The sequence below is a fragment of the Ignavibacteria bacterium genome, assembly GCA_025612375.1.
Classification (GTDB): Bacteria; Bacteroidota; Ignavibacteria; order Ignavibacteriales; family SURF-24; genus JAAXKN01.
This window is the reverse complement of record JAAXKN010000052.1, coordinates 1-23,526: the sequence shown is the minus strand read 5'-3', so window position 1 is coordinate 23,526 and position 23,526 is coordinate 1. Positions and strand designations below refer to the sequence as shown.

General features: G+C 43.1%; 26 protein-coding genes and 1 tRNA gene. 23 read left to right on the top strand and 4 right to left on the bottom strand.

Features of this window, described 5'->3' with window-relative positions; genetic code table 11:
- Positions 1 to 18: 18 nt before the first annotated feature.
- Both HF312_19525 and HF312_19520 read left to right on the top strand, forming a co-directional pair.
- Positions 19 to 828, top strand: a complete 810-nt coding sequence (locus HF312_19525) for a metallophosphoesterase (protein ID MCU7522413.1) — start codon at positions 19 to 21, stop codon at positions 826 to 828.
- Positions 829 to 922: 94 nt separating this feature from the next.
- Entirely contained in the window at positions 923 to 1,498 is a 576-nt protein-coding gene (locus HF312_19520; GenBank protein ID MCU7522412.1) for a hypothetical protein, read from the top strand.
- 44 nt (positions 1,499 to 1,542) lie between these two features.
- Here HF312_19520 and HF312_19515 read toward each other — a convergent pair whose 3' ends face one another.
- Positions 1,543 to 2,355 (bottom strand): glucosamine-6-phosphate deaminase, encoded by an 813-nt coding sequence (locus tag HF312_19515; protein MCU7522411.1) that lies wholly within the window; start codon positions 2,353 to 2,355, stop codon positions 1,543 to 1,545.
- Positions 2,356 to 2,451: 96 nt separating this feature from the next.
- Positions 2,452 to 4,086, bottom strand: a complete 1,635-nt coding sequence (locus tag HF312_19510) for a DUF814 domain-containing protein (GenBank protein ID MCU7522410.1) — start codon at positions 4,084 to 4,086, stop codon at positions 2,452 to 2,454.
- Between the two features lie 495 nt (positions 4,087 to 4,581).
- On the opposite strand from HF312_19510, the gene HF312_19505 reads away from it, so the two are divergent.
- From HF312_19505 to nadB, 15 genes are all read left to right on the top strand, one after another.
- Positions 4,582 to 5,841 carry a peptide MFS transporter gene (locus HF312_19505; protein MCU7522409.1) on the top strand — a complete coding sequence of 420 codons (1,260 nt, stop codon included), beginning with the start codon at positions 4,582 to 4,584 and terminating at the stop codon, positions 5,839 to 5,841.
- A 70-nt stretch (positions 5,842 to 5,911) separates the two neighbouring features.
- Entirely contained in the window at positions 5,912 to 6,673 is a 762-nt protein-coding gene (locus HF312_19500; protein MCU7522408.1) for a PASTA domain-containing protein, read from the top strand.
- Complete coding sequence (locus tag HF312_19495) at positions 6,670 to 7,335, top strand: ribulose-phosphate 3-epimerase (GenBank protein MCU7522407.1); 666 nt, start codon at positions 6,670 to 6,672, stop codon at positions 7,333 to 7,335. The genes HF312_19500 and HF312_19495 overlap by 4 nt, the downstream gene beginning before the upstream one ends.
- Before the next feature lie 20 nt (positions 7,336 to 7,355).
- Positions 7,356 to 8,534 (top strand): N-acetylglucosamine-6-phosphate deacetylase, encoded by a 1,179-nt coding sequence (gene nagA, locus HF312_19490; protein MCU7522406.1) that lies wholly within the window; start codon positions 7,356 to 7,358, stop codon positions 8,532 to 8,534.
- A 72-nt stretch (positions 8,535 to 8,606) separates the two neighbouring features.
- Complete coding sequence (folP, locus tag HF312_19485; protein ID MCU7522405.1) at positions 8,607 to 9,794, top strand: dihydropteroate synthase; 1,188 nt, start codon at positions 8,607 to 8,609, stop codon at positions 9,792 to 9,794.
- On the top strand, positions 9,787 to 10,590 hold the full coding sequence (locus HF312_19480; GenBank protein MCU7522404.1) for a TIGR00159 family protein: 804 nt from the start codon (positions 9,787 to 9,789) through the stop codon (positions 10,588 to 10,590). Before folP ends, HF312_19480 begins: the two co-directional genes overlap by 8 nt.
- A 13-nt stretch (positions 10,591 to 10,603) precedes the next feature.
- Positions 10,604 to 11,248, top strand: a complete 645-nt coding sequence (locus tag HF312_19475; protein ID MCU7522403.1) for a glycosyltransferase family 2 protein — start codon at positions 10,604 to 10,606, stop codon at positions 11,246 to 11,248.
- A 46-nt stretch (positions 11,249 to 11,294) separates the two neighbouring features.
- Positions 11,295 to 11,738 carry a CHAD domain-containing protein gene (locus HF312_19470; protein ID MCU7522402.1) on the top strand — a complete coding sequence of 148 codons (444 nt, stop codon included), beginning with the start codon at positions 11,295 to 11,297 and terminating at the stop codon, positions 11,736 to 11,738.
- Between the two features lie 13 nt (positions 11,739 to 11,751).
- Positions 11,752 to 12,429, top strand: coding sequence for a metal-dependent hydrolase (locus HF312_19465; protein MCU7522401.1), 678 nt, complete (start codon positions 11,752 to 11,754; stop codon positions 12,427 to 12,429).
- Between the two features lie 195 nt (positions 12,430 to 12,624).
- On the top strand, positions 12,625 to 13,416 hold the full coding sequence (locus HF312_19460; protein ID MCU7522400.1) for a ParA family protein: 792 nt from the start codon (positions 12,625 to 12,627) through the stop codon (positions 13,414 to 13,416).
- The gene (locus tag HF312_19455; GenBank protein ID MCU7522399.1) at positions 13,409 to 14,362 is read left to right on the top strand and encodes a ParB/RepB/Spo0J family partition protein; all 954 of its coding nucleotides are present in this window, start codon (positions 13,409 to 13,411) and stop codon (positions 14,360 to 14,362) included. Before HF312_19460 ends, HF312_19455 begins: the two co-directional genes overlap by 8 nt.
- Complete coding sequence (locus HF312_19450; GenBank protein ID MCU7522398.1) at positions 14,343 to 14,855, top strand: hypothetical protein; 513 nt, start codon at positions 14,343 to 14,345, stop codon at positions 14,853 to 14,855. The genes HF312_19455 and HF312_19450 overlap by 20 nt, the downstream gene beginning before the upstream one ends.
- Positions 14,856 to 14,954: 99 nt before the next feature.
- Positions 14,955 to 15,662, top strand: a complete 708-nt coding sequence (locus tag HF312_19445) for a hypothetical protein (GenBank protein MCU7522397.1) — start codon at positions 14,955 to 14,957, stop codon at positions 15,660 to 15,662.
- A 259-nt stretch (positions 15,663 to 15,921) separates the two neighbouring features.
- Complete coding sequence (locus HF312_19440; protein ID MCU7522396.1) at positions 15,922 to 17,094, top strand: acetylornithine/succinylornithine family transaminase; 1,173 nt, start codon at positions 15,922 to 15,924, stop codon at positions 17,092 to 17,094.
- Positions 17,095 to 17,109: 15 nt separating this feature from the next.
- Complete coding sequence (gene nadB / locus HF312_19435; GenBank protein MCU7522395.1) at positions 17,110 to 18,729, top strand: L-aspartate oxidase; 1,620 nt, start codon at positions 17,110 to 17,112, stop codon at positions 18,727 to 18,729.
- A 19-nt stretch (positions 18,730 to 18,748) separates the two neighbouring features.
- Here nadB and HF312_19430 read toward each other — a convergent pair whose 3' ends face one another.
- On the bottom strand, positions 18,749 to 19,666 hold the full coding sequence (locus HF312_19430; GenBank protein ID MCU7522394.1) for a hypothetical protein: 918 nt from the start codon (positions 19,664 to 19,666) through the stop codon (positions 18,749 to 18,751).
- A 37-nt stretch (positions 19,667 to 19,703) separates the two neighbouring features.
- On the opposite strand from HF312_19430, the gene HF312_19425 reads away from it, so the two are divergent.
- The 6 genes from HF312_19425 to HF312_19400 all read left to right on the top strand — a co-directional run bounded on the left by HF312_19425 (position 19,704) and on the right by HF312_19400 (position 22,239).
- Positions 19,704 to 20,225 carry a hypothetical protein gene (locus tag HF312_19425; GenBank protein ID MCU7522393.1) on the top strand — a complete coding sequence of 174 codons (522 nt, stop codon included), beginning with the start codon at positions 19,704 to 19,706 and terminating at the stop codon, positions 20,223 to 20,225.
- Entirely contained in the window at positions 20,222 to 20,494 is a 273-nt protein-coding gene (locus tag HF312_19420; protein ID MCU7522392.1) for a hypothetical protein, read from the top strand. The genes HF312_19425 and HF312_19420 overlap by 4 nt, the downstream gene beginning before the upstream one ends.
- Complete coding sequence (locus tag HF312_19415) at positions 20,491 to 20,922, top strand: 3-dehydroquinate dehydratase (protein ID MCU7522391.1); 432 nt, start codon at positions 20,491 to 20,493, stop codon at positions 20,920 to 20,922. The genes HF312_19420 and HF312_19415 overlap by 4 nt, the downstream gene beginning before the upstream one ends.
- 16 nt (positions 20,923 to 20,938) lie before the next feature.
- A complete protein-coding gene (locus HF312_19410) occupies positions 20,939 to 21,628 on the top strand; it encodes a TIGR02253 family HAD-type hydrolase (GenBank protein ID MCU7522390.1) in 690 nt (229 codons plus the stop codon).
- A gap of 103 nt (positions 21,629 to 21,731) precedes the next feature.
- Positions 21,732 to 22,136: a MerR family transcriptional regulator gene (locus HF312_19405; protein MCU7522389.1), complete on the top strand. Its 405-nt coding sequence runs from the start codon at positions 21,732 to 21,734 to the stop codon at positions 22,134 to 22,136.
- A 29-nt stretch (positions 22,137 to 22,165) separates the two neighbouring features.
- A tRNA-Pro gene (locus HF312_19400) sits at positions 22,166 to 22,239 on the top strand.
- Positions 22,240 to 22,371: 132 nt separating this feature from the next.
- Here the strand turns inward: HF312_19400 and HF312_19395 are convergent.
- Positions 22,372 to 23,526 (bottom strand): CehA/McbA family metallohydrolase (locus tag HF312_19395; protein ID MCU7522388.1); only part of this gene is annotated, 1,155 nt, incomplete at its 5' end.

Below are 23,526 nucleotides of genomic sequence, written 5' to 3'. Positions count from 1 at the left end.
AGCGATACGCAGGAGCCGATGATGATTGAGAAGCTGTGGCTCAAAGGGGATAATAATGAATTGGCGTCAAGGGAGATCTTCCGGGCTATAAATAAGGAACAGAACCTGTCGGCGCTTTTCCACCTGGGGGATCTTACTGCAATGGGATTCTGGCCGTGGGAATGGAACGGTGTATCCAGTGAATTATCACCCATCTGGAAAAGAGGCATTCCTGTCTATCCCGCAATGGGAAACCATGAGTATTTCCTGTTTTCTTCTTTGGGAAGAAAGCAGTTCTTTAAGCATTTCCCGTATATTAAGTCTTCATGGTACGCTAAACAGACCGGGGATATCGCAGTTATACTTCTTAATTCCAACTTTTCTGAGCTTTCGGAAGAGGAAATATCACACCAGCAGAAGTGGTATGAACAAAAGCTCCGGGAGTTCGACCGGGATCCTTCTGTACATTATATTATTGTCGGCACTCATTATCCGCCCTATACAAACAGCAAGGTTGTAGGGCCTTCCAGTGAGGTTCAGCGCATATTTGTTCCGGCATTTCTTAAAACGAATAAGTGCAAATTGTTCTTCAGCGGGCACGCGCATACGTTTGAACATTTCAGGAAAGCCAATAAGGATTTTATGGTTATTGGCGGCGGTGGAGGACTTCTGCACCCGACTCTTACGGGCAGGGAAGCGCGGTACAGGGATTTGTATACTGGAAGCAACAGAATGTTTCATTATGTCACAATCGGGTTGCAAAAGGATTTGATGGTTGTAAGGGTAAAGATGCTAAATAGGGACTTCAGGAGTTTTGGGGAGGTGCACAGGGTTGGGATTGGGAGATAAATATTTAAGGAAGGAAAATACATTATAGATATGTTATTGGGAAAAATCTTTAATAATATTTAATCCTAATATGTACGAAAGCATTTTGGGAGGTATGGCAGTGCGTAAAATATTTATTATCATTCTGCTCGTCTTTGCCAGTGTAGATGTTGGGGCTCAGACAATTGAAATGGGATTAAGAGTGGAAGCCCAGGGACTTAGAAGGTATTATTCAAACGGTTATAAGGCGGGTTTTATGATGTATCCTTATTTTTCCTGCCTGCAGCTGAATGTGGCGCTATATCCTATGGAAAGACTATCTATAGAAGGGAGGTTTGGAAGGGAATTTCTGTGGGAGCATTATAACGGATTTGAATATGGATTATTCTCAAAGTATTTCCCCTGGAAAAGTATTTACATTACGGGAGGAATCGCCGGGCATTCCAATGAGGGAGGTGATGGGAGTAACTCAGGCGGCAGCTCACTTTCTACGCTGATAATGCCTGCGGCTGGAGCGGGTTTTAAACTGGCAAAGAATACATCACTCGAGGTGTTATTTCAATACGCAGGAAACAAAAAGATAGGTGGCTCCTGGTATTTTGGAAATAATGACGAAGTTATTCGCGTTAAAGAAACAGTTGAGTGGCTTATGAAAATCGGACTTGTTTTTGGATGGGATTTGAACAATTAAAGAAAAGGCAGGTAAATTAACTGCCTTTTCTACATTTTTAGTTTTTAATCCAAAAGCGAATCTGGGTTCAGGTGCTGGGCTTCGATGTCTTTGAAGTAGTTTACGGTGCCTACTTTCAGTTCTGCCGTGGAGGCGTCGTCGCAGACTATCATGCCTTTCGGGTGAAGCTGAAGAGCGCTTACGGTCCACATGTGGTTTACGCCTTCTTCAACAACCTTTGCAAGTGCACGGGCCTTGTTGTGGCCGCTTATGAGTATCATGACTTCGTGAGCATCGAGGACGGTTTTTACACCGACTGTCAGAGCCGTCTTCGGAACTTTATTGATGTCATTGTCAAAGAATCTTGAATTGGCAATGATTGTGTCCATTGTAAGTGTCTTTATGCGTGTGAGCGATCCCAAAGATGATCCCGGTTCGTTAAATGCAATGTGCCCGTCGGGTCCTATACCGCCTACAAAAAGGTTGATACCGCCGTATGACTTAATTTTCTTTTCGTAATTTTCACATTCCTGCTCAAGATCCTCAGCATTTCCGTTCAGAATATTCACGTTCTCTTTTTTTACATCAACATGCCTGAAAAAATTATTCCACATAAATGAGTGATAGCTTTCGGGATGGTCTTCGGGTATACCGACGTATTCATCCATGTTGAAAGTTACTACATTTTTGAAAGATACTACCCCTTTTTTGCAAAGCGAGATTAACTCCCTGTACATACCGAGCGGTGAAGAGCCTGTAGGAAGCCCAAGCACAAAAGGCCTGTCTTCTGTAGGCTTAAATTCATTGATGGTTTTTGCCACATAACTAGCAGCCCATTGCGATACCTTTTCAAAATCCGGCTGAATAATGAGTCTCATTTTTTTTATCTCCCGCTTAAAATATTTGATGTTTAAAAGTACTCAAGTTGAAAAAGAATATAAAGCAAAAACTGTTAAAATTTAATCTTTTACTTCTCAACTGTTAACAAACTCACAGTCCTGCGGCACTTCAGGCGGCACAAGGAGCACGTCCTCCTTCAAAAGTGCCACTTTGCCGGGCTCCATTCCTTTTCTTTTTGTAACGTATTTCTTCAGTGTGTATGAAACAGGGGCAAGCTTTGATGTCTTTGCCTTGCTGTGGAATGCCGCAAGTGAAGCCGCCTTCTTCAATACTGGCTTCGGGATCGCCTCTTTTGAATTTTCCACCCTTAAGACCACGTGTGAGCCCGGAACGGCACGGGCGTGGAACCAGTAGTCGTTCTGCTTTGCAAATTTTACCGTCAGCAAGTCGTTATTTGCGCTGTCTTTACCAACATAAACGTGATATTTGTTTTCAATGATGTAATGCTTGAACTTTGATCCTTCATCCGGTTTATAGCTTCCGGACTGTTCATCCTTTATATTAAGGTCCTTCATGATTTTTCTGTACTCGTTTATTTCTTTTGCGTTTTCAAATGTGTTTTTGTTTTCAATTAGAACTCTGTAATGCTTCTCCAGGCTTTCATAGAGCTCCCTCAAGGAAATTCTGAGCTGCTTTTCGTCGCGCGCCTTCTCAAAATAGCGGTCGGCATTGCCTTTGGGGTCTTTTGTCTCATCCAGCTTTATGTTGACAAGCGCGCCATCTTCGTAAAAGTCGGCCAATTCGGCACTTTTCATCCCTTTATGGAGCGTATGCATGTTGGCAAGAAGAAGGTTTCCGTACTTTCTGTAGAGATCCTCTTTTGAAGGCACGTCAATTTTTGCCCTTATCTCGTTAAGCTTGTTTGCCGTTCTTGATATCTGGTGCTCCAGATACTTTGAAATGATCCCTTTTAAGTCCTGGCTTTTGCCGAGCTGGTATCTTCTGGCTAAAAAGTTATCTATGGCCTTAAGATATGTGCTGAATGTGGCTTTATCCTCAGAATCAAATATATTGAAAGCCTCAGGCGCCATAACGACTCTTCCTACGGATGGGGAAAAGAAGACGGCAATATCACCGGATTCAATGTCGCTTATAACGGTATCCAGTTCAGTCTTAAACTCTTCGAGGGTTTCAGCCTTCATCCTGAAAGAGGTTTCAGAAAACATTTCCTTGGCTATGGACGGGAATATATGCTTTGTCTGGCTTATAAAATTAACCGGGTCGGTAACAGCATCCAGGCTGGGCCTGTGAAAGTAGGAAGAGAACATTTTTTTATTGGTCACTTCCTCAAGGAAACTTTCCAATTGGGCTTCATTTGTCTTTTTGAAAGAATCTGTGTTTAGGGCTTCGTCAATGAGTATGACGTTGGTATTTTTACCCCTTACGGCGAAGTAAAGGCTCATTTTATCGAACCTTAACCTGATAATTCTATCGTCTGTGGCAATTTCAACGGCAAGGAGCCTGGAGGTGAGGTAATCAGTAAAGAAATCCACCGTATTTTTCCTGGCGCGGTGGTACTCATCCCGGAGGTGCATATAGGGTTCGTTCTGTGAAGCCGAGATAATTAAATAGCTGCTAATGCCATCTTTAGAAAAAGCCAGAATGAGCCTGTCTTTTTCCTGTGAGAAAGATTCTGTGAGGATGGATCCCTGAAGTTCCGCGTTTAGTTCAATAATTTGTCTGTTCAGATAAAAATAGTTCTTGTACATATTTTATAATTTTATTCACTTTATTATACCATTTAGCTCATAATGATGCAAATATCAAGTTTTATATAGAAGCAAATAGCGGCTGTTATCCATAGAATTCCGGAGGAATGACTTGTCTGCAGAAAAGAACATGTCCCAAAAGAATTTTAGAACCCTGGAAGGGTGACTTGTCTGACGGGTATACACGGAGCAATTCCCTTTTTCAAGTCGCCTCTCCGAGGCTCTGAAGAGGGGTGGGGAGCCATTCTTTTTCTACAGGCAAGTCGCCTCTCCGAGGCTCTTTTTAATTCTACAAACATTTTTCCGCTGACGCGGATTGGACATTTTCCTTCTAAAAGGCTTTTGGCGGTTACATATTTGCGGCAAATTTGATATATTTGCACGTTACCTGCCCGATTCATAGTCAGACTGTAACAAATATAAGTTTATACAGCAAATTTACGTTAATTAAAAGAAGAACTTATACATAAATTAACTATAGGAGCCGCCTTGGGTATCGCTGAAAACATTCAAAAAGTAAAGTCAGGATTCCTGCCTTCATTCTGGGTAGCAAATATAATGGAACTCTTCGAAAGGATAGCTTATTACGGGCAGACGGCCATTCTGAGCATTTTCTTAAGAGACCATCTTAAATTCAGTGAAATTGATACGGGCAGGCTGGCTTCTATTTTTAACGGGCTTATCTACTTTCTGCCCATTTTTGCAGGCGCCCTGGCGGACAAGTTCGGCTTCAGGAAGGCCTTTTCCTTTGCATTCCTCGTTTTAGCGATGGGATATTTTATGATAGGGGCAACGGGGATGGCTGCTTTTTCATCCTTATTCCCCCACGATAGTCTTTTCCTGCTGCTTTCTATAATACTCATATTTACGGCAATCGGGGGATCCTTTATAAAACCCAGCGTTTTAGGGACAGTGGCTCTATCGTCCTCTGCCGAGACAAAATCTTTAGGTTACGCGCTCTATTACACTCTAGTTAACATTGGCGGGGCCGTTGGTCCTTTTATTGCATTTTTCGTGCGTAATTCCGTAGGCATACAGTTCGTTTACGTGGTTTCTTCAGTCAGCTGCGCTTTAATGCTTATAAGCACGCTTATTTTCTACAAAGAACCGCCGGCGGCAAAAGAAGGCAACGTGAGTCTGGGTGAAGTAGTAAAAAACCTGTTCCTGGTGCTTAAAAACTTCAGGTTTATAATATTTCTGCTCATTTTCTCGCTTTACTGGCTGATGTACTGGCAGATATACATTATTATACCTTTTTACATAACAGACTTTATTTCAAAGGATGCGCCTTTTGAGATCATTTCGTCGGTAGGCGCATGGGGAATTATATTCCTACAGCTTATTGTGAACTGGTTTACAAAGAAGATGCCGCCTGTTACAGCAATTATAACCGGTTTCGGCATAGCGGCCCTCTGCTGGCTTATAATAATGATGAATCCCAGCATACCTGTAATAATTGCAGGCTTGATTATCTTTGCAATCGGCGAGATGACGCAGGCTCCGAGGTATTATGAGTACATAGCGGATCTGGCTCCAAAGGGTCAGGCGGCACTTTTCCAGGGATATGCATTTCTGCCGATTGCAATAGGCTGGGCTTTCGGGGGCACACTGGGCGGATGGCTTTATAAGTCGTTTGCAAAGGACGCAAATTCACCGTCCACTATATTCCTGGTTCTCTTTGGCATCGGTGTTTTAGCCGCGGTTCTGATGTTTGTTTATAATTTAGTGATAAAATCCAGGCCAAAAGCAGCTTAATTTTGCTTAGAAGGCCGTTAAAGGATTCGTTATATTGTTAAAAACTTAAGCTTTTCATATTTTTATTATAATGAAAAATATTTTTGAAAATAGACTCGTAAAATGGTTTCTTATTGGTCTTGGCAGCCTTGCAGTGCTGATCATTCTTTTTAATATGATTATCATGCCCTGGTACGTTTCAGGCCGTGAAGTTGTAATACCGAAAGTTGTAGGTATGGATGAAAAACAGGCCGAAAGTTTACTTTCTGATTCAGATCTTGAAGCCGTAGTAGGCGGAGAAAGATACAATGAAAAATTCCCCAAGGGGGCTGTAATATTCCAGAAGCCGGCGGCAGGCGCCACTGTAAAAGAGGGAAGAAGGGTCTTCCTTTTTATCTCAAGCGGAGTTCCTCTGGTTAAGGTACCCTCACTGAAGGGGAGGAATTTAAGAGATGCCAAACTGGCTCTTGAAAGGATTGAGCTTTCACTGGGTGATACCACGATGGTTCAGTCGCAGTCGCCAAGAGGCATTATAATTGACCAGCAGTATTATGAAGGCACAGAGGTTCAGAAAGGTTCAAGAATCAACATTACCTTAAGTGCGGGCCAGCAGACGGCAGGGGTTACGATTCCGGACCTGCTTGGAAAGTCGTTATCAGAGGCCGAGGAGATATTAAAGGAAAACAAGCTGACGCTGGGCAAAGTAAATTATCAGCCCTCGTTCTCGCTTCTGCCTAATACGGTTATCGACCAGTATCCGAGCAAGGACGCCACGGTGCAGGAAGGCGCAACAGTTGACCTGTTTGTGACTAAGAACGTTTCAACGCCTGAGGAAGGAGAAAGTGCAAAATGAAACTGATCTCGCCATCAATACTCAATGCGGATTTTTCGCGGCTTGCCGATGAAGTAGCCCTGGCAGAAAGAGGCGGGGCAGACTGGGTGCATTGCGATATTATGGACGGGCATTTTGTGCCTAATATATCTTTCGGGCCTTTTATTGTAAAGACGGCAAAAAAGATCACAAAGCTGCCATTGGATGTGCATCTTATGATTGAAAACCCGGATCTTTACATTGAGGACTTTCTTAAAAGCGGCGCCGATATTGTAACAGTCCACCAGGAAGCGGTAGTGCACTTAAACCGTACCATTCAGCACATTAAGGGCCTGGGCGCAAGGGCCGGGGTTTCAATTAACCCGTCCACACCGGTCTCAACTTTAAGGGAGATTGCGGAATTTGTGGATATGGTTTTAATCATGTCTGTAAACCCGGGTTTCGGGGGGCAGAGTTTTATTGAATCCTCACTGCGCAAGATCAGGGAAACAGTAAGGCTGCGTGAAGAGATGAACGCGAACTTTTTAATTGAGGTAGACGGAGGCATTTCTTCAGAAAACATTCAGAAAATTTCAGATGCCGGGGCAGACGTTTTTGTGGTAGGCTCTGCTATATTCAAAAGCGGGGATATACCATCTGCTACGGCAGAACTCAAAAATATTGTAAATACAAGGTATGTTTAATTTAATTTATATGGTTTAACATGAGCTTAGTACTAGTTGGCGGTAAAATAGTCACACCTTTTAGAATTATTGAGAAGGGTGCCGTTGTTATTGACGGCAATAAAATATATGAACTTGGCAAGATGAATGACGTTCATATTCCGAATGACAGTGAAGTAATTGATATCAGCGGTAAGATTGTATCTCCGGGGTTTGTTGACCTTCTGGTCCATGGCGGCGTGGGACACGGTTTTACGGACGGATCCTTTGAAGATTTTCAGACAATAAGTGATTACTTCTTAAGGAACGGATCCACAACGATGATGGCTTCACTTTATGCCAAGCCGGAAAAGGAATTACTTGAGAACATCAGGAACCTGGCCGATTATATTTTCAGCCACCCCGAGTCAAACATCAAAGGCATTCACATGGAAGGCCCTTACCTGAACAAGGAATTCAAGGGTGCAATGAATGAGACTTATCTATGGGAACCCACGGTTGAATCGTGGAAGAAGATGTGGGGCGCTTCGCGCGGGCTTATAAAGCTGATGACAATTGCTCCTGAACTGCCCGGTGCAATTGATGTAATGAGAGCAGCTGCAAACGACGGCGTAGTTCTTTCAATAGGGCATTCGATGTCGAATTATGCTGAAATTGAGCTTGCAATAGATAACGGCGCGGCACACGTAACACACATGTTCAACGCCATGAAGCCTATTCACCACAGGCAGCCCGGCGTTGCACTGGCAGCGCTTTTAAGGGACGAGCTGAAAATAGAACTTATTGCAGATACTTACCACGTTCATCCGGCAGTTATGGAATTTCTGCTCAAGGTGAAAAAGCCCGGCGGAATTATACTTATAACAGATTCAATCAAGCCGGGCGGAATGCACGAGGGCGAGGAATTTGAATTTGCAGACCAGAAGGTACGCATCAAGGGCGGAAAGGCAATGCTGGATAACGGCACAATTGCAGGAAGCTCACTTACCTTAAACAAGGCGGTAAAAAATATGATACAGCACGCAGGAGCTAAAATTACTGAGGCTATCAGAATGGCTTCACTAAACGGTGCCAAGGTGCTTAATATTGAAAACCAAAAAGGAATTCTTGCCGCAGGAAAAGACGCCGACCTGGTTGTGCTCAACGACGACTACGAAGTGGAAATGACAATTCTGCAGGGCAGAATAAGTTATCAGAAAACTTCTGAAATCGAAAAATAGACTTACCCTAAAAAGAAGTGACTTAAAGGTCACTTCTTTTTTAATATAATCTTCTGGAGAAAGTGTAAAAGAATGAATACTCAACTTATAAATATTTCATTTCCCGACATATTCAGGCGCTACAGCTCGAAATATAATATCTACAGGGATCTTTATGAGCAGGGACAGCTGGGGCTGGAACTTAGAGGCGTAAATGCTTCTCTTCTGGAGAGGATCCAGAAGATGACGTTTGAAAGAAATGAAATATGCTACAAAAAACTTTCTGATAAGGGGGATTCCGGTGACCTCCTCCTTACGGGCTCAATCGGAACCTTCAGGGAAATTGCAAGAGACACGATATCCTTCGGCAATGAGGACCTGGGGCATAAGATCACCTCGCTTATAAAGAACTACCTGGCTTACGATCACTCGGATTATAAGATTTGTGACAAAACAATTCCGGCCAGTGAAAGCCTGGTTATGGGTATATTAAACGTTACTCCCGATTCATTTTCAGACGGCGGGCGCTACTTTGAACCTGAAAACGCAATTAAGCATGCTAAAGAGATGATCACGGACGGCGTGGACATAATTGATATAGGCGGTGAATCCACACGCCCGGGCTCTGAAAGCGTAAGCGGGGAAGAGGAGTTAAGAAGGGTAATACCCGTAATTGAAAAGATACTGGATTTTGCCCCAGGGACTGTTATATCCGTTGATACCACAAAAATGAATGTCGCCCGTGAAGCCTTAAAACGCGGGGCTAAAATTATTAACGACATAAGCGGACTTACCTTTGAGCCTGAGATTGCACACGCCGTAAAGGAGTTTGATGCATCTCTTGTTGTGATGCATATAAAGGGCCTGCCCCGGGATATGCAGTTAAAGCCATTTTATGAGGACGTGACAAGCGAGGTTTATGATTTCATCTCCTCGAGGGTTACATTTGCAAGGAAAGCCGGCGTTAAGAATATTATTATCGATCCCGGAATCGGTTTCGGCAAAAGGGTTGAGGATAATTACGAGCTCCTGAGGAGGCTGGATGAGTTTAAGGGGATGGGGCTTCCAATTCTTATTGGTGTTTCAAGAAAGGCCTTCCTGGGCAAGACGATGGGCGGCCTTGAGCCTTTGGAGCGCGATACGGCAAGTGTAATTACTGAGGCTCTGTCAATTAGAAACGGGGCCAGGATAATAAGGACGCACAACGTAAAAAATGCCGTCCAGGCAAAGAAAATCTTAAAGTGCTTGTCGAATCCGGAAGACATAAAACTTAATGTTTGATCTCTTTAAAATAGGGTTTGTGCCGGTAACGCTGCTGGACGCGGTGGATATACTTATTGTATCCTTTATTATCTATAAGGTTTATAACATAATTAAGGGGACAATTGCAGCACAGATTTTCATCGGACTTATAATTGTGCTCTTGCTTTCAATTACCGCGCAGGCGGCAAACCTTAAGGCATTGGGATACCTGCTGAAGCTGGTTTCGGACACGTGGGTCATTGCTTTTATAATCCTTTTCCAGCCCGAGATCAGGCGGCTGCTGCTGTTAATAGGGCGTAACCCTTTTATAAAGGTATTTATCAGGAGCGATGAAAAGACGATAGCACACATGCTGACCGATGCCGTCTTTGAGCTTTCGCAGCTCCAGCACGGGGCGCTTATAGTTGTAATTAAATCTACAGGCATTAAGACTTTCGTTGAGTCGGGTGAAATACTGAATGCAAAGGTAAATAAGAACCTGATTAAATCGATTTTCTATCCGAGGTCACCACTGCATGACGGCGCAATAATCATAAAGAACGACATTATTGAAGCCGCGAGGTGCACACTTCCTCTTTCAAGCGTAACGAGCATTGACGGGCAATCGCTGGGTATGAGGCACAGGGCAGGCCTGGGGATTACGGAGCAGGCTGACGTTTTAAGCATAATTGTATCCGAAGAAACCGGCAGCATCTCTCTTGCCGAGGACGGGAAATTAAAGCGCGGACTTTCAAAAGAAGCCCTGAGGGAAAAGCTTTCCTTTGCATTAAAAGGGCAGAAGTCGAAAGGCGCCCGCAAGTCTCTTAAACATTAAGCCGGCTTAGAAAATGACGTGTGCCGTTATACCTTTTTATAATGAAAGAAATACTATCCGTGAAATTATTGAGCGGACGCTGCCGTATGTAGATAAAATCATTCTTGTTGATGACGGCTCTACAGACGGTACGGCGGACATGGTTGAGGAAAGTGAAAGGGTTCTCCTGATAAGGAACAAGGTCAACTCGGGCAAGGGCTATGCGGTTAATATGGGATTTTTTAAGAGCATAGAATTGGGAAGCCGGGTTACAGTTACTCTGGATGCCGATCTGCAGCACGACCCGGGGTGCATACCTGATTTTCTCTCCCAAACAGAATCTTATGACATTGTTATAGGCAACCGCTTAGGCGACCTTTCAACAATGCCGAAGCACAGGATTTTAAGCAACCTCTTAACGTCATTTTTCTTAAGCAAAAAGACGGGTGTTAAAATTCTTGACAGTCAGAGCGGCTTCAGGGCGTACAGGACTGAAGTGCTGCACAAAATAATACCGGGTTACAAGGGCTTTGAGGCTGAAAGTGAAATACTTGTAAACGCCTCGAGAGAAAACTGCACAATAGGGTTTGTAGACATTCCGACCATATATGCCGGAGAAAAGAGTAAAATGAGGGCTTTGCAGGCAATTTCCGGTTTTATTAAAGTACTTTTTATGTGAGAGATTTCTTTTAACTTGTTGAATAAAGGGATCCGGGCCACACAATATGACAAAATCCAAGGGACTTAGGCGCGATACGCCTTTTTCTGTCTCGGCATCAATAATCCTCAGCAGAAAGTACAATGATGCCAGGAAAAAGACCGAGAGATTTCTTGATGAGGCAACGGTCAAAAATCTTCATTCCTTAAGAATTGCCATAAGGAGGCTCAGGTATTCCCTGGAAAATTTTGAGGTTTGTTTCAGCAGGAAGTTATTCGAGAAGAATATTGAATATCTGAAAAGCCTGCAGGACTTAATCGGCATCGGGCGCGACCTTGATATGCTGAAGGAGAACCTGGATAACCTGGAGCCCGAGTGCGGCATAAAGATTCCGGAAGAAATTAATGAGTGCATTGATGCCAAAAAGGGCAAAAACCTGCAGGAAATTAAGCTGGAGTTTTTGAAATTCCTTCATAATAAAGATGCGAGGCATTTTTTTACAGCAAAATAGGAGGATTGAAAAGATGAAACTGAGATATTTTTCGCATTCCGCGTGCCAGATTACGACGGATAGCGGGAAAACGATACTGATTGATCCTTTTCTGGATGAAAACCCTACCTCTCCTGTAAAGTCTAAGGATCTAAAACCCGACTACATAATTCTTACGCATGCCCACGGCGACCACTTAGGTGACGCGATGAAAATTGCAGAAGGGAGCAAGCCCTTATTTATCTGTGTCTTTGAGCTTTCAAATTATCTTTCTGCCAAGGGGTACAAGACTCACGGCATGAGCATCGGGGGCGGGCACAATTTTGATTTCGGGCGGGTGAAGTTTACGATTGCGCACCACGGCTCAAGCGCTCCCGACGGCACGTACTGCGGCGAGCCTGCAGGGGTACTTCTTTTTATTGACGGGAAGACCTTATATCACACGGGTGACACGGCCTTGTTCTATGATATGAAACTGATCGGAGAGATGAACCCGGTAGATGTAATGCTTCTTCCTATAGGTGACAATTTTACTATGGACGTCAGGGACGCTGTTAAGGCGGTTGAGCTAACGAATCCGAAAGTGGCAATTCCGATCCATTACAAGACATTTCCTCTAATTGAGGCCGATCCGAGGGAGTTTAAGAGGAAGCTGGAAGAGAAGGGCAAGGAGTGCCGCATACTGGAATTCGGGCAGGAGATGGCGGTTTAGCCTTCCTTTTTATTTAATTCCGGAACAATTTCGCCGCTTTTTGCTGTTAAGTTTACTTAAGGGCACCGGCGAAATATAATTACACATAAAAGGATTTCCTTATTTTGATAAATATGTGTAACTTAGGGGCATTATTTATCAAAACTGGGCTGTATTCATTTTAATTCTTGCGAATTTGAATTCAATTAAAGATTAATGGCAAAAGTAATATCAATAGCGAATCAGAAGGGCGGCGTAGGTAAAACTACCACTGCAATCAATTTATCTGCCTCAATTGCTGCGGCTGAAAATAAGACCTTATTAATAGACATTGATCCGCAGGCAAATTCCACCTCAGGCCTGGGTTACGATGGAAATAATAAATCGGTTTATGATGTGCTCGTCGGCCAGGATGACATCAGCAACTGCATTACAAATACTTATATGCCTTTTCTGGACCTCCTGCCTTCGACAATTAACCTTGTAGGAGCCGAAGTTGAGCTCATTAATGTTGATGTAAGGGAATCCATACTGAAAAAAGCGATTGCAACGATAGAGGAGAGGTACGATTACGTTTTTATAGACTGTCCTCCATCATTGAGCATACTGACTTTGAATTCATTGACCGCTTCAAATTCAGTTTTAATTCCGGTTCAGTGTGAATATTTCGCCCTGGAGGGTTTAGGGCAGCTGTTAAATACTATCAACATCGTAAAGAAGCACTTTAATCCTAATCTGATGATTGAAGGAGTACTTCTGACCATGTTTGATACGCGCCTAAGGCTTTCTCATCAGGTTGCCGAAGAAGTAAAAAAATACTTTGGGAATAAGGTATTTGATACTGTAATTCAAAGAAATGTCAGAATTTCTGAAGCTCCAAGTCATGCCAAGCCGGTTATACTCTACGATGCAGTTTCGGCAGGCGCCCAAAATTACATTGGCTTAGCTTCAGAACTGATGAAAAGAAACTTAGTAGAAAATTCACAACAAGATAAAGTAAATGAGTAATAATAAGTTCAGACCAGGCCTCGGCAGAGGTTTAGATGCTTTAATATCACCAAATTTACAGAACAACAACAACAATAATCTAACAGTCCCGGCAAGCGACATAAAGCCAGACGACGGGCAGGGTGTGGATGTACTGGCAAAGCTTCCTTTAAGCTCAATTTCGCCTAACCCTTACCAGCCAAGAATTGAATTTGACCCGGCGGCGCTGGAAGAATTAAAGAAATCCATTCTTGCAAACGGCCTCATACAGCCTGTTACTGTAAGGAGAACCGGGCCTCAGAAGTACGAACTGATTTCAGGTGAAAGAAGGTTCAGGGCCTGCGGTGAGATAGGCTACAAGGAAATTCCCGCATACATCATCAAGGTTGATACAAAAGAAGCAATGCTTGCCCTGGCTCTCATTGAGAATATTCAAAGAGAAAAGCTTAATGCAATTGAAGTTGCACAGGCTTACAAGCGCCTTATGGATGAATGCAGTTTAACACAGGAAGAAATTTCGGAGCAGGTGGGAAAAGACCGCTCCACAATTACAAACTCGATCAGGCTTCTTAAGCTGCCGAAGGAAATTCAGGACAGCCTAATAAAAGAGGAAATAAGTCCGGGTCATGCCCGTGCATTAATCAATCTGCCCAATGAAGCATTCCAGCTCGAGCTGTTAAAAAAGATTATAAAGGAAAACCTTACAGTACGCAAGGTTGAGGAACTGGTTAAGCAGTTAGCCTTAGGCGGGCAGGCTGCAAAGAAGCCAAAGGCAGGAAGCCAGGGCGTGGTGCAGTCAGTTTCGCAGAGGGATTTTGAGGACCGCCTAAGAAGAATTTTCGGCACAAAAGTTTCCTGCAAACAAAAACAGGATGGAACTGGTGAGATAGTCATCGATTTCTATTCAAAGGATGAACTTGAACGTTTATATGAGATGTTTGAGATAATTGGCAAAATGTATAATTAAAATATTCCTGTTTCTCTTGCTGATGTCTGCTGCGGGCTATAGCCAGACGGCAGACACCTCGAATGCCACAACTCCGGCCAAGAAAGATACACTTGTCTACAGGATGCATAAGTCCCCTTTGAGCGCCGTATTAAGGAGCGCTATATTGCCGGGGCTCGGGCAGATCTATAACGAGTCGTACTGGAAAGTGCCTGTAGTATGGGGATTTCTGGGTTATTACGGCTATGAATGGGTAAGGCAGAACAACAACTATCACACTTACGCCACACAGTACAAGGATGCACTTGCAGGCCTCAGGCAGGGGAATGCCGAGAGTTATAAGCGTGTGAGGGATTTCTACCGCGATCAGAGGGATCTTTTTGCCATCTACATGGGAATAGCCTACGCCTTAAACCTTCTGGATGCATACGTGGATGCCCAGCTTTTTGATTTCAGTGTGGATGAGGACCCGGTTTCGAAAGTCTCCAGGCTGAATTTGCGTGTTAATTTTTAGCTGATTAAAATACTCATATAGAGTTAAACCTTCCTTGCTTCTTATGCGTCTAAATCATTAAGCGGTCCGGGTAAAAGATTTTTATGTAAGAGGAAGACCATGAAAAACGTTATAACTTGTAAAAACTGCAGCGGAGAAAACCCCTATTTCAGCCTTATATGCGGAAACTGCAGAGCATACTTAAGGGACAGGGTTGTAAACATAGATCTATGGAAGACGGTAGGCGGGCTTATTGAATCGCCCGTAAAAGCGTTTTCAGACATCATACACGCAGAGCACAAAAATTTTATTTTCCTTTTATCATTCCTGATCGGGATTAAGTTTTTTATAAATGCTCTTATTTTATCTGAGCCCGTATTCAAAGGGACGCAGGTATTTTCGCACGTAGTTGCGGTTTTCTTTAGTTCAATAGGAGCCGTTCTTTTAATTGCAGCCATCTTCTCGCTTCTGTTTACTTCATTTACCAAAGCCTTCAGTGTAAAGACAAGATACAAGGATAACTTTTCATTTTTCATTTACAGTCAGATCCCCCACGTGTTTGCGCTGGTATTTTTATTTCCGGTGGAACTGGTTTTGTTCGGGGGATTTCTATTCTCAAGCAACCCCTCGCCTTTTTTATTAAAGCCCACGCCGGCATACACAATGGCCGCAATGGAAGGGATAATGTTTCTGTGGTCGTTAGTCTTAGGCTTCTGGGCCGTTTATGCGGCTACGAGGGCTAAGATGTATTCTCTTATGGTTACGCTCTTATATAACATTATTACCGCTGGTGTAGTTTTAGCTATTGCGGCGGCGTTTAGTTATTAAATTGTTTTGCGATACAGAGGATCGGGGGCTAAAGCCCCTACGTGGGGATGGATTATTCCGTTACCCCGAGCTAAAGCTCGGGGCTAGTCATAAAACAAATTCGAAAAATCATCCCTGAAGGTGTGAGCTATTCAACGCGGAGAATTCCCGCAGAACGGGTTGATGTTTCCTTCCATTATAAGTATTTTAATGGGCATTGCAATTATTTTTCTTTAATTGTCCAATTGTAAAAATATCATTCATAAATTGAAGAAATATTATGAAAACATTACTGGAAAAAGAAAAAGAGCTGTTCCTTCCTACCTATAACCGCATTCCAATTGAAATTTCACGCGGCGAAGGAGTCTATCTTATTGATTCCAAGGGCGACAGGTACCTGGATTTCTTCTCCGGCCTTGCAGTAAATGCACTGGGCTATGCTCATCCCAAAATTGTTGAAGCCGTATGCAGCCAGATCGGAAAGTTCGGGCACCTTTCAAATAATTTCATTACGGATGTACAGGTTGAGTTTACTGAGAAGTTATTAAAGTATTCAAAAATGACGCGCGCCTTTCTTGCCAACAGCGGCACTGAGGCTATTGAAGGGACAATTAAGCTTATCAGGCTCAAAATGGGTTCCGATAAGAAGATATTTTCTCTTACCAATTCATTCCACGGCAGGACCTATGGCGCAATGACGCTTACTGCAAGGGAAAAGTACCAGAAGGGTTTTGAACCGCTTGTACCCAATGTGGGCCACATTGAATTCAATAACGTTAAGGACCTGGAAAAGAAAGCGGGCAAGGATACTGCTGCCATCATATTCGAATTCATACAGGGTGAAGGCGGAATTAACGAGGTCTCAGAAGAGTTCATACGCAAGGTCGTAGAGCTGAGAGACAAGTACGGGTTCATATTTGTTGCCGATGCAATTCAGGACGGAATTGGAAGAAGCGGCAAGGCGTTCGTGCATGAATATTACGGCGTGGAGCCGGATATAATTGTAACTGCCAAGGCTATTGGAGGAGGTCTTCCTTTGGGAGCGTTCCTTACAACCGACAGGCTTAAGGATGTGTTTACAGCGGGCAAGCACGGCACAACATTCGGCGGAAACCCGGTGAGCTGCGCCGCGGGTAAGGTTGTTCTTGAAGAGGTCTTTGAGCACGGACTTCTGGAGAAGGTTTATGAGAATGGAAATTACTTCAAGGCGGAGCTTAATAAATTAAAAGAGGAATTGCCCGGCGACATTAAAGACGTAAGGGGCAAAGGCTATATGCTTGGTGTGGAGCTTTATTACGAGGCTTCCCCGGTAGTTAAAGCCATGAGGGAGAGGAAAGTGCTTTCCAACGCTACAAACGTTAACGTGATAAGAATTCTGCCTCCTCTTATTGCAACAAAAGAAAACATAGATTTATATTTAAGCGTTCTAAAAGACGCAATTAAAAACAAGTAGAGAAGAACTTTTATAATGGAAATTAACACAGACGTACTGATTATTGGAAGCGGAATTGCCGGGCTTTATGCGGCGCTTAAAGTTGATGAACATTTCCGTGTTGTTATTGTTACTAAAAAGAGCAAGGCCGAATCGAACACTAACCTTGCACAGGGCGGTATTGCCTCTGTTATCGATTCAAAGGATTCTTACGAAAAGCATATTGAAGACACTTTAATTGCAGGAGCGGGACTCTGCAAGAAAGAGGCCGTGGAAATTCTGGTTACAGAAGGCCCGAAGAGAATTCATGATCTAATAGATATTGGCGCTAAGTTTACGCTCAAGGACGGCAAGCTGGACCTTGCAAAAGAAGGAGGCCACTCGGCACACAGGATTGTGCACGCAGCTGACCTTACGGGCGCCGAGGTTGAAAGGGCTCTGATTGAAGCCATCACTTCGCGCAAGAATATTACGCTCTTGGAAAACCACATTGCAATTGACCTCATAACCGAGCACAACGTTTACCAGTTAAAGGAGCAGGAGATAAATAACCGTCACTGCTGGGGTGCATACGTGCTGGATGTAAAAAGCAGGGAGGTCAAGACAATTACGGCACAGAAGACACTGCTGGCTACAGGCGGACTGGGGCAGGTTTACCTGCACACGACAAATCCGTTGATTGCAACGGGCGACGGCTTTGCAATTGCATACCGTGCAGGCGCAAAAATTGGAAATATGGAGTTCATACAGTTCCATCCGACTTCATTTTACCATTCATCTGACTATGGCAATGTCTCCAAGCCCGCATTCCTTATATCTGAAGCCGTAAGGGGTTTCGGAGGGATTTTAAGGACAAAGGACGGGCAGGAGTTCATGTATAAGTACGACTCCAGGAAAGAGCTTGCTCCGCGCGACATTGTTGCACGCGCAATAGACAATGAGCTGAAGAAACGGGGCGACGAGCATGTTTACCTGGATATCACGCATAAGGACAAGGATCAGATTAAAGAGCATTTTCCGCACATCTATAAAAACTGCCTTGAGGCAGGGATAGACATTTCAAAGGATTACATCCCCGTTGTTCCGGCAGCGCACTATGCATGCGGAGGCGTTGTAGTGGATACGTGCGGGAGGGCATCGTTAAAGAACCTTTATGCATGCGGTGAAGTATCTATGACGGGCGTGCACGGTGCAAACCGCCTTGCAAGCAACTCTCTTTTGGAAGCACTAGTATTTTCTTTCAGGGCCGCAATGGATATGAATGCAACGATAGACAAAGAGCCTTCAAAGATACCTCAGATACCGTTGTGGGATGATTCGGGCACGCTGACTCATGATGAGATGATAATGATTACTCACAGCATTAAAGAGGTTAAGCAGGTGATGTGGGATTACGTTGGGATTGTAAGATCCAACCTCAGGCTGGACAGAGCCTTTCACCGCATACACAACCTGTACCTTGAAATTGAGGATATGTATAAGAAAGCCAGGGTATTCGAATCGATACTTGAATTAAGAGACCTGATTACGTGTTCGCACATGATAATCAAGTCGGCCAAAATGAGAAAAGAAAGCCGCGGTCTTCATTATACGCTCGATTACTTAAAGCAGTCGGAAGAGCTTCACGATACAATAATTCAGAACAGGATCCTTTAAGGGACCCTGTTCTTTATGTTTACAGGTTTTTCATAAAGTCTATCAGTGCCCCGTAACGGATGCCGCGTCCCGAGACTATGAGGCCTTCTGCGGGCAGGAGTTTCAGGATGTTCTTCAGGATGAGTGTTCCTGAATAGATTACGTCCTCGCGGCCTTTCATTATTTCAGGATATAGTTCTAGGATTTTTTGGCTTTGGACTTTTGAGAAATCCACTGCCATTTGGTTTATGTCCCCAAGGGTTAAAACCGAGTTTTCAACCTTATCCTCGTCGTAGTGCTGAAGCCCCTGCCTTACACAGGAGAGTGATGTAGGAGTGCCTGCAACGGCAACGACAGAAAAGCCTTTGGGGAATTTATCTTTCAGCTCAAGGAATCTTTCCTCAATTGCGCGCTCGAGCTCCATAGTTTCCTCTTGCAGCGGGGGATCGTGCCTGAGGTGTTTTTCCGTAAAGCTCACCACGCCTCCCAGGAAGCTTTTGCTGAAGAGAATGTTTTCCCTGCTGCCGTAGATAATTTCCGTACTTCCGCCGCCGACGTCTATTACGACGTACTTTTCAGCCTCAACGGCAGAAGTTGCGCCGAGGAAAGAAAGCCTGGCCTCTTCCTGGCCGCTAATGACCGAAATATCGATCCCGTACTTATCATGAACCCGTGAGATAATATCCTTACTGTTTGAGGCAAGGCGCATTGCGCTTGTTGCCTTAGCAATTACATGGCTGCAGTTTTGGGATTTTATGATGGAGGAGTATTCATCCATTACATCCATCATGGCCTTGATCCTGTCGCTGGAGATTGGTCCCCCGGGTGTAAGCCCTTTACCTATTCTGGGCATTCTGTACATATTTACGAGGGGTTTAATTTTTCCATCTATTGTGTTTATATTTGAAACAAGCAATAAAATGGTATTTGTACCTATATCAATAGAAGCAATATTCATATATTTTTCATATTTTTGCAAAAAGGATATTCAATTTATGCAAAACCTAAACAAAATTTCTAAAATATTTTTATATGTTTGTACTTTAAGCGGTATTTTATGGTTCGGTGGTTACCTCTCAAGAATTCTTCTCACCTATCAGCTTTTTGAGCCCAGGGATTTCGTATTAAAGAGTTATGTAACTGACCAGAATTTAGGGGGAATCTTCTATACATTAAACAGTTCGGTTACCTTCACGCTTATTCTTTACCTGGTATTTTTATTATCATTTATTTTATTTATTTCAACCTCCGGGATCAAGCTCAAAGAGGAAGGATGGCTTTTTGTAATTCTTCTTATAGTAGTAATTACTGCTCCTTTTGAACTTTATTTAATGACGCTGGATTACCAGATAGCGACCAAAGTATTCTATTCGGCTTTTGTACCAAAGGATATACTGGCAATTTACATTAAAAGGATGAAGCTGTTAAGCAGTTTCCCATTGATCGAAATTTTTTCCTATTGCGCGATTTTATTTTTAATAATATTTAAACCGCTCAGAATGAAAAAAGTTAAATGAATATAAAAGAAAAAGAATTTGAAGAGATATTAAAAGACCTTAAGGCGCTGGCCGGAGAGCTTGGCGCCACCGTCCGTTTTGAAAAAGGGGATTTCAAGGGGGGCTACTGCCTCTTAAAGGAGTCGAAGGTTATAGTAATAAACAGGATGGCGAACCAGCAGCGCAAGGCCATGATATTATCGGCGGCGCTGAAGGAGCTGGGGATTGACCAGATATATCTGACCCCCAGGCTTCGCGAGGTTATAGACGAAATGAACGAGGCAAAATGAGAATTCTTGTGCTCAACGGGCCGAATCTGAACCTCCTTGGGATGAGGGATAAGGATCATTACGGAACATTGACCCTGGAGGAAATTGAGAAGGTTGTAAGGGAAAAGTATCCAGAGGAACAGTTTGAATTTTTCCAGTCCAACCACGAAGGGGGGCTGATTGACAGGATTCAGCAGGCATCCGGGGATTTTGACGCACTTATAATTAACCCGGGCGGCTATGCGCACACCTCTGTAGCCATAAAGGATGCACTGACCGAATGTAAAATACCCAAAATTGAAGTTCATCTTTCAAACCTATCGGGAAGGGATGATTTCCGGCAGGTGCTGATTACGGCAACCTCGTGCAACGGGTATGTATCGGGATTTAAGGAAAAGGGTTATCTGGCTGCAGTATACCTCATAAAAGAGATTTTAAGCAATAAGTAAAACAGGATAAGACAAAATGATTAAGGCAGTAATATTTGATCTGGATAATACGCTGGTAGATTTCATGAAGATGAAAAGAAGAGCAATTGAGGCAGCGATTCCCGCAATGATAGATGCAGGCCTGGACATGACAATTGAAGAGGCAAACAAGAAGATAAATGAAATTTATCTTGAGCAGGGAATTGAGTACCAGCATGTTTTTGACCTTTTCCTGCAGAAAGCAATTAACAGGGTAGATAACAAGATACTGGCTTCAGGCATTGTTGCCTACAGGCGGGCCAGGGAAGCCGAACTGACGCCTTATCCTCACGTTTATTCCACCTTAATTCAGCTTTCAAAGATGGGCTTAAAGCTGGGCATTGTTTCGGATGCCCCGGTAAAAGAGGCCTGGCTGAGGCTGGCAACGCTGAATTTCCACAACTTCTTTGATGCTGTTGTGACTTTTGATGAGACAGGCGAAAGAAAACCGAGTCCCGTGCCTTTCAGGGCGGTACTCTTTAAGCTGGATACAAATCCTGAAGAATCAATAATGGTAGGCGACTGGGTTGAGAGGGATATTGTTGGGGCCTCGCAGCTCGGGATGAAGACCGCATTTGCAAAATACGGTGATACATTCAACAATCAGGCTAACATAGCCGACTTTGAGCTGAACGATATAAGTGATCTTATTCCGATTATCAGGGAGTTAAACAGCGTTCAAGTCTGAAAAACCGGTACAAGACTTCATAAAATAGTTCATTTCAAGCCGTTTATCTTGATACTTTATAATGAATTAGTTATTTTGGACTTTGTTTTTCACAGGGTTTAAATTGAAAGAACTCGGAATAAAGAAGCTATACTATTCAATAAGTGAAGTAAGTAAAATTACAGGCTTGGAGCAGTACGTCTTAAGGTATTGGGAGAACGAATTTGAGGACTTAAAACCCTCGAAAAACAGGGCAGGCAACAGGATATACACAAATAAGGATATTCAGGTAATCCTAAGGATCAAAAAGCTTCTGAAGGAAGAGAAGTACACGATAGAGGGAGCCAAAAAGAATCTTAAGGAAGTTGAGCCTGAAGTGCCGCAGCAGGCCGATCCGGCGCCTGAAGTGAAGGTTGAGGAGAGCGAGGCAGAAATAAAAGTAAAAAAAGTTGAAGAAGATATGCCTGCAATAAAAAGAGACCTTGAACTATTACGGAATTTTTTGATATATTTACAGAGTAAGTTATAATTATTAAAAATTAAAATAATTATAAAAATCGGAACGTGGCGCAGCCCGGTAGCGTACTTGAATGGGGTTCAAGGGGTCGCGGGTTCAAATCCCGCCGTTCCGACACAAAAAGCCCGGAAGTGAAAATTTCCGGGCTTTCTTTTTATATTCTGAGGTGTGCGGTGTTGTCAGCCCCTCGGGGGCTGCACTCCGGGATTGGATTATAAATCATTTATACTAAACTCCAGATACCACGTTATTTTATGCACATCATTTTTTTAATTGTATGATAAAACCATTTATTGTCCAAAGAATGTGCACGAATCTGGTATAAATAAACTCCGGACTTTAATAAATCAGAACTAATAAATATTTCATGGAATCCTGATTGCTCACGACCATTGACCGGGGTTTCCACAAGTTCTCCCAGTATATTATATACATCAACCTTCACATAACTTTCAACCGGCAGAGAATAGTCGATGATTGTACCTGCATTAAACGGATTGGGAAAGTTTTGTTGAATTTGATATTCACCGGGTGTTATTGGATTTAGTTCAATCGGGTTTTGTCCTTTTAGAAATATTGGCTGGGTCCAGGCCATTTGCCCATTCTTATTAGATATTTCAGTACGCACATACGACTCGTCGCCATATATCTGGTAAATGGCTGATTTACCTTCAGTCTTCGCTAATACTTTCCCATTCATACCGATGAACTTAATTTGATCCCCATTAACGCTTGAAATGGAAATTGTTTTTCCATCAAAGCGAATATATGAAAGTTCAATACCAGAGGAGGAGTAAAAATCACCTCTTCTCATAGCTGACAATATACTGTCCTGCAGCAGTGAAAGAGCATGTACCTGAATCCAGCCATGTCCAACATGCACCAGCTCATGCATATCATCACTAGCTACTCCATAGATTACTTTATTGCCGGAAAGTAAACTATCCCACAATGCTAAATATTCCTGAATTCTTTCTGGTTCTGTAGAAGTATTATAAATCTCCATATATTTCAGGTCAGGAATTGAATAAATATCATTAAAGTAACATCTTGTTGGGGCCCAGAGGGGATGATTCAGGATGGAGATCCCATTTTGAGCTTTTACGGCAGAAATGGCCATTCTTAAATAATTGCCTACGGGAGTAATTATTTCAGAAATACCGATCCCGTTTACATGTTTTGAAAAGGTAATTTCTTCTCCATTAATAAGTAAGAAATCGGGTCTGTTATATTGTGAAACGGGGGTAATATAATTATAGTCACTAATTACAAGGAAGTCGTAATTATTACTTCTATAAATTTCAATTGTTGGACCTGGGGAAAACACACCATCACTATTCGTGGTATGGGTGTGGGTATTGCCCTTAAACCATTTGCCTTGTGCATTCAGGGTGCCCATTAA

Coding starts and splice junctions, on each gene's coding strand:
- HF312_19525 (MCU7522413.1), top strand. CDS start 19: ATGATGATTGAGAAGCTGTGGCTCAAAGGGGATAATAATGAATTGGCG.
- HF312_19520 (MCU7522412.1), top strand. CDS start 923: ATGGCAGTGCGTAAAATATTTATTATCATTCTGCTCGTCTTTGCCAGT.
- HF312_19515 (MCU7522411.1), bottom strand. CDS start 2,355: ATGAGACTCATTATTCAGCCGGATTTTGAAAAGGTATCGCAATGGGCT.
- HF312_19510 (MCU7522410.1), bottom strand. CDS start 4,086: ATGTACAAGAACTATTTTTATCTGAACAGACAAATTATTGAACTAAAC.
- HF312_19500 (MCU7522408.1), top strand. CDS start 5,912: ATGAAAAATATTTTTGAAAATAGACTCGTAAAATGGTTTCTTATTGGT.
- HF312_19495 (MCU7522407.1), top strand. CDS start 6,670: ATGAAACTGATCTCGCCATCAATACTCAATGCGGATTTTTCGCGGCTT.
- nagA (MCU7522406.1), top strand. CDS start 7,356: ATGAGCTTAGTACTAGTTGGCGGTAAAATAGTCACACCTTTTAGAATT.
- folP (MCU7522405.1), top strand. CDS start 8,607: ATGAATACTCAACTTATAAATATTTCATTTCCCGACATATTCAGGCGC.
- HF312_19480 (MCU7522404.1), top strand. CDS start 9,787: ATGTTTGATCTCTTTAAAATAGGGTTTGTGCCGGTAACGCTGCTGGAC.
- HF312_19475 (MCU7522403.1), top strand. CDS start 10,604: ATGACGTGTGCCGTTATACCTTTTTATAATGAAAGAAATACTATCCGT.
- HF312_19470 (MCU7522402.1), top strand. CDS start 11,295: ATGACAAAATCCAAGGGACTTAGGCGCGATACGCCTTTTTCTGTCTCG.
- HF312_19465 (MCU7522401.1), top strand. CDS start 11,752: ATGAAACTGAGATATTTTTCGCATTCCGCGTGCCAGATTACGACGGAT.
- HF312_19460 (MCU7522400.1), top strand. CDS start 12,625: ATGGCAAAAGTAATATCAATAGCGAATCAGAAGGGCGGCGTAGGTAAA.
- HF312_19455 (MCU7522399.1), top strand. CDS start 13,409: ATGAGTAATAATAAGTTCAGACCAGGCCTCGGCAGAGGTTTAGATGCT.
- HF312_19445 (MCU7522397.1), top strand. CDS start 14,955: ATGAAAAACGTTATAACTTGTAAAAACTGCAGCGGAGAAAACCCCTAT.
- HF312_19440 (MCU7522396.1), top strand. CDS start 15,922: ATGAAAACATTACTGGAAAAAGAAAAAGAGCTGTTCCTTCCTACCTAT.
- nadB (MCU7522395.1), top strand. CDS start 17,110: ATGGAAATTAACACAGACGTACTGATTATTGGAAGCGGAATTGCCGGG.
- HF312_19430 (MCU7522394.1), bottom strand. CDS start 19,666: ATGAATATTGCTTCTATTGATATAGGTACAAATACCATTTTATTGCTT.
- HF312_19425 (MCU7522393.1), top strand. CDS start 19,704: ATGCAAAACCTAAACAAAATTTCTAAAATATTTTTATATGTTTGTACT.
- HF312_19420 (MCU7522392.1), top strand. CDS start 20,222: ATGAATATAAAAGAAAAAGAATTTGAAGAGATATTAAAAGACCTTAAG.
- HF312_19415 (MCU7522391.1), top strand. CDS start 20,491: ATGAGAATTCTTGTGCTCAACGGGCCGAATCTGAACCTCCTTGGGATG.
- HF312_19410 (MCU7522390.1), top strand. CDS start 20,939: ATGATTAAGGCAGTAATATTTGATCTGGATAATACGCTGGTAGATTTC.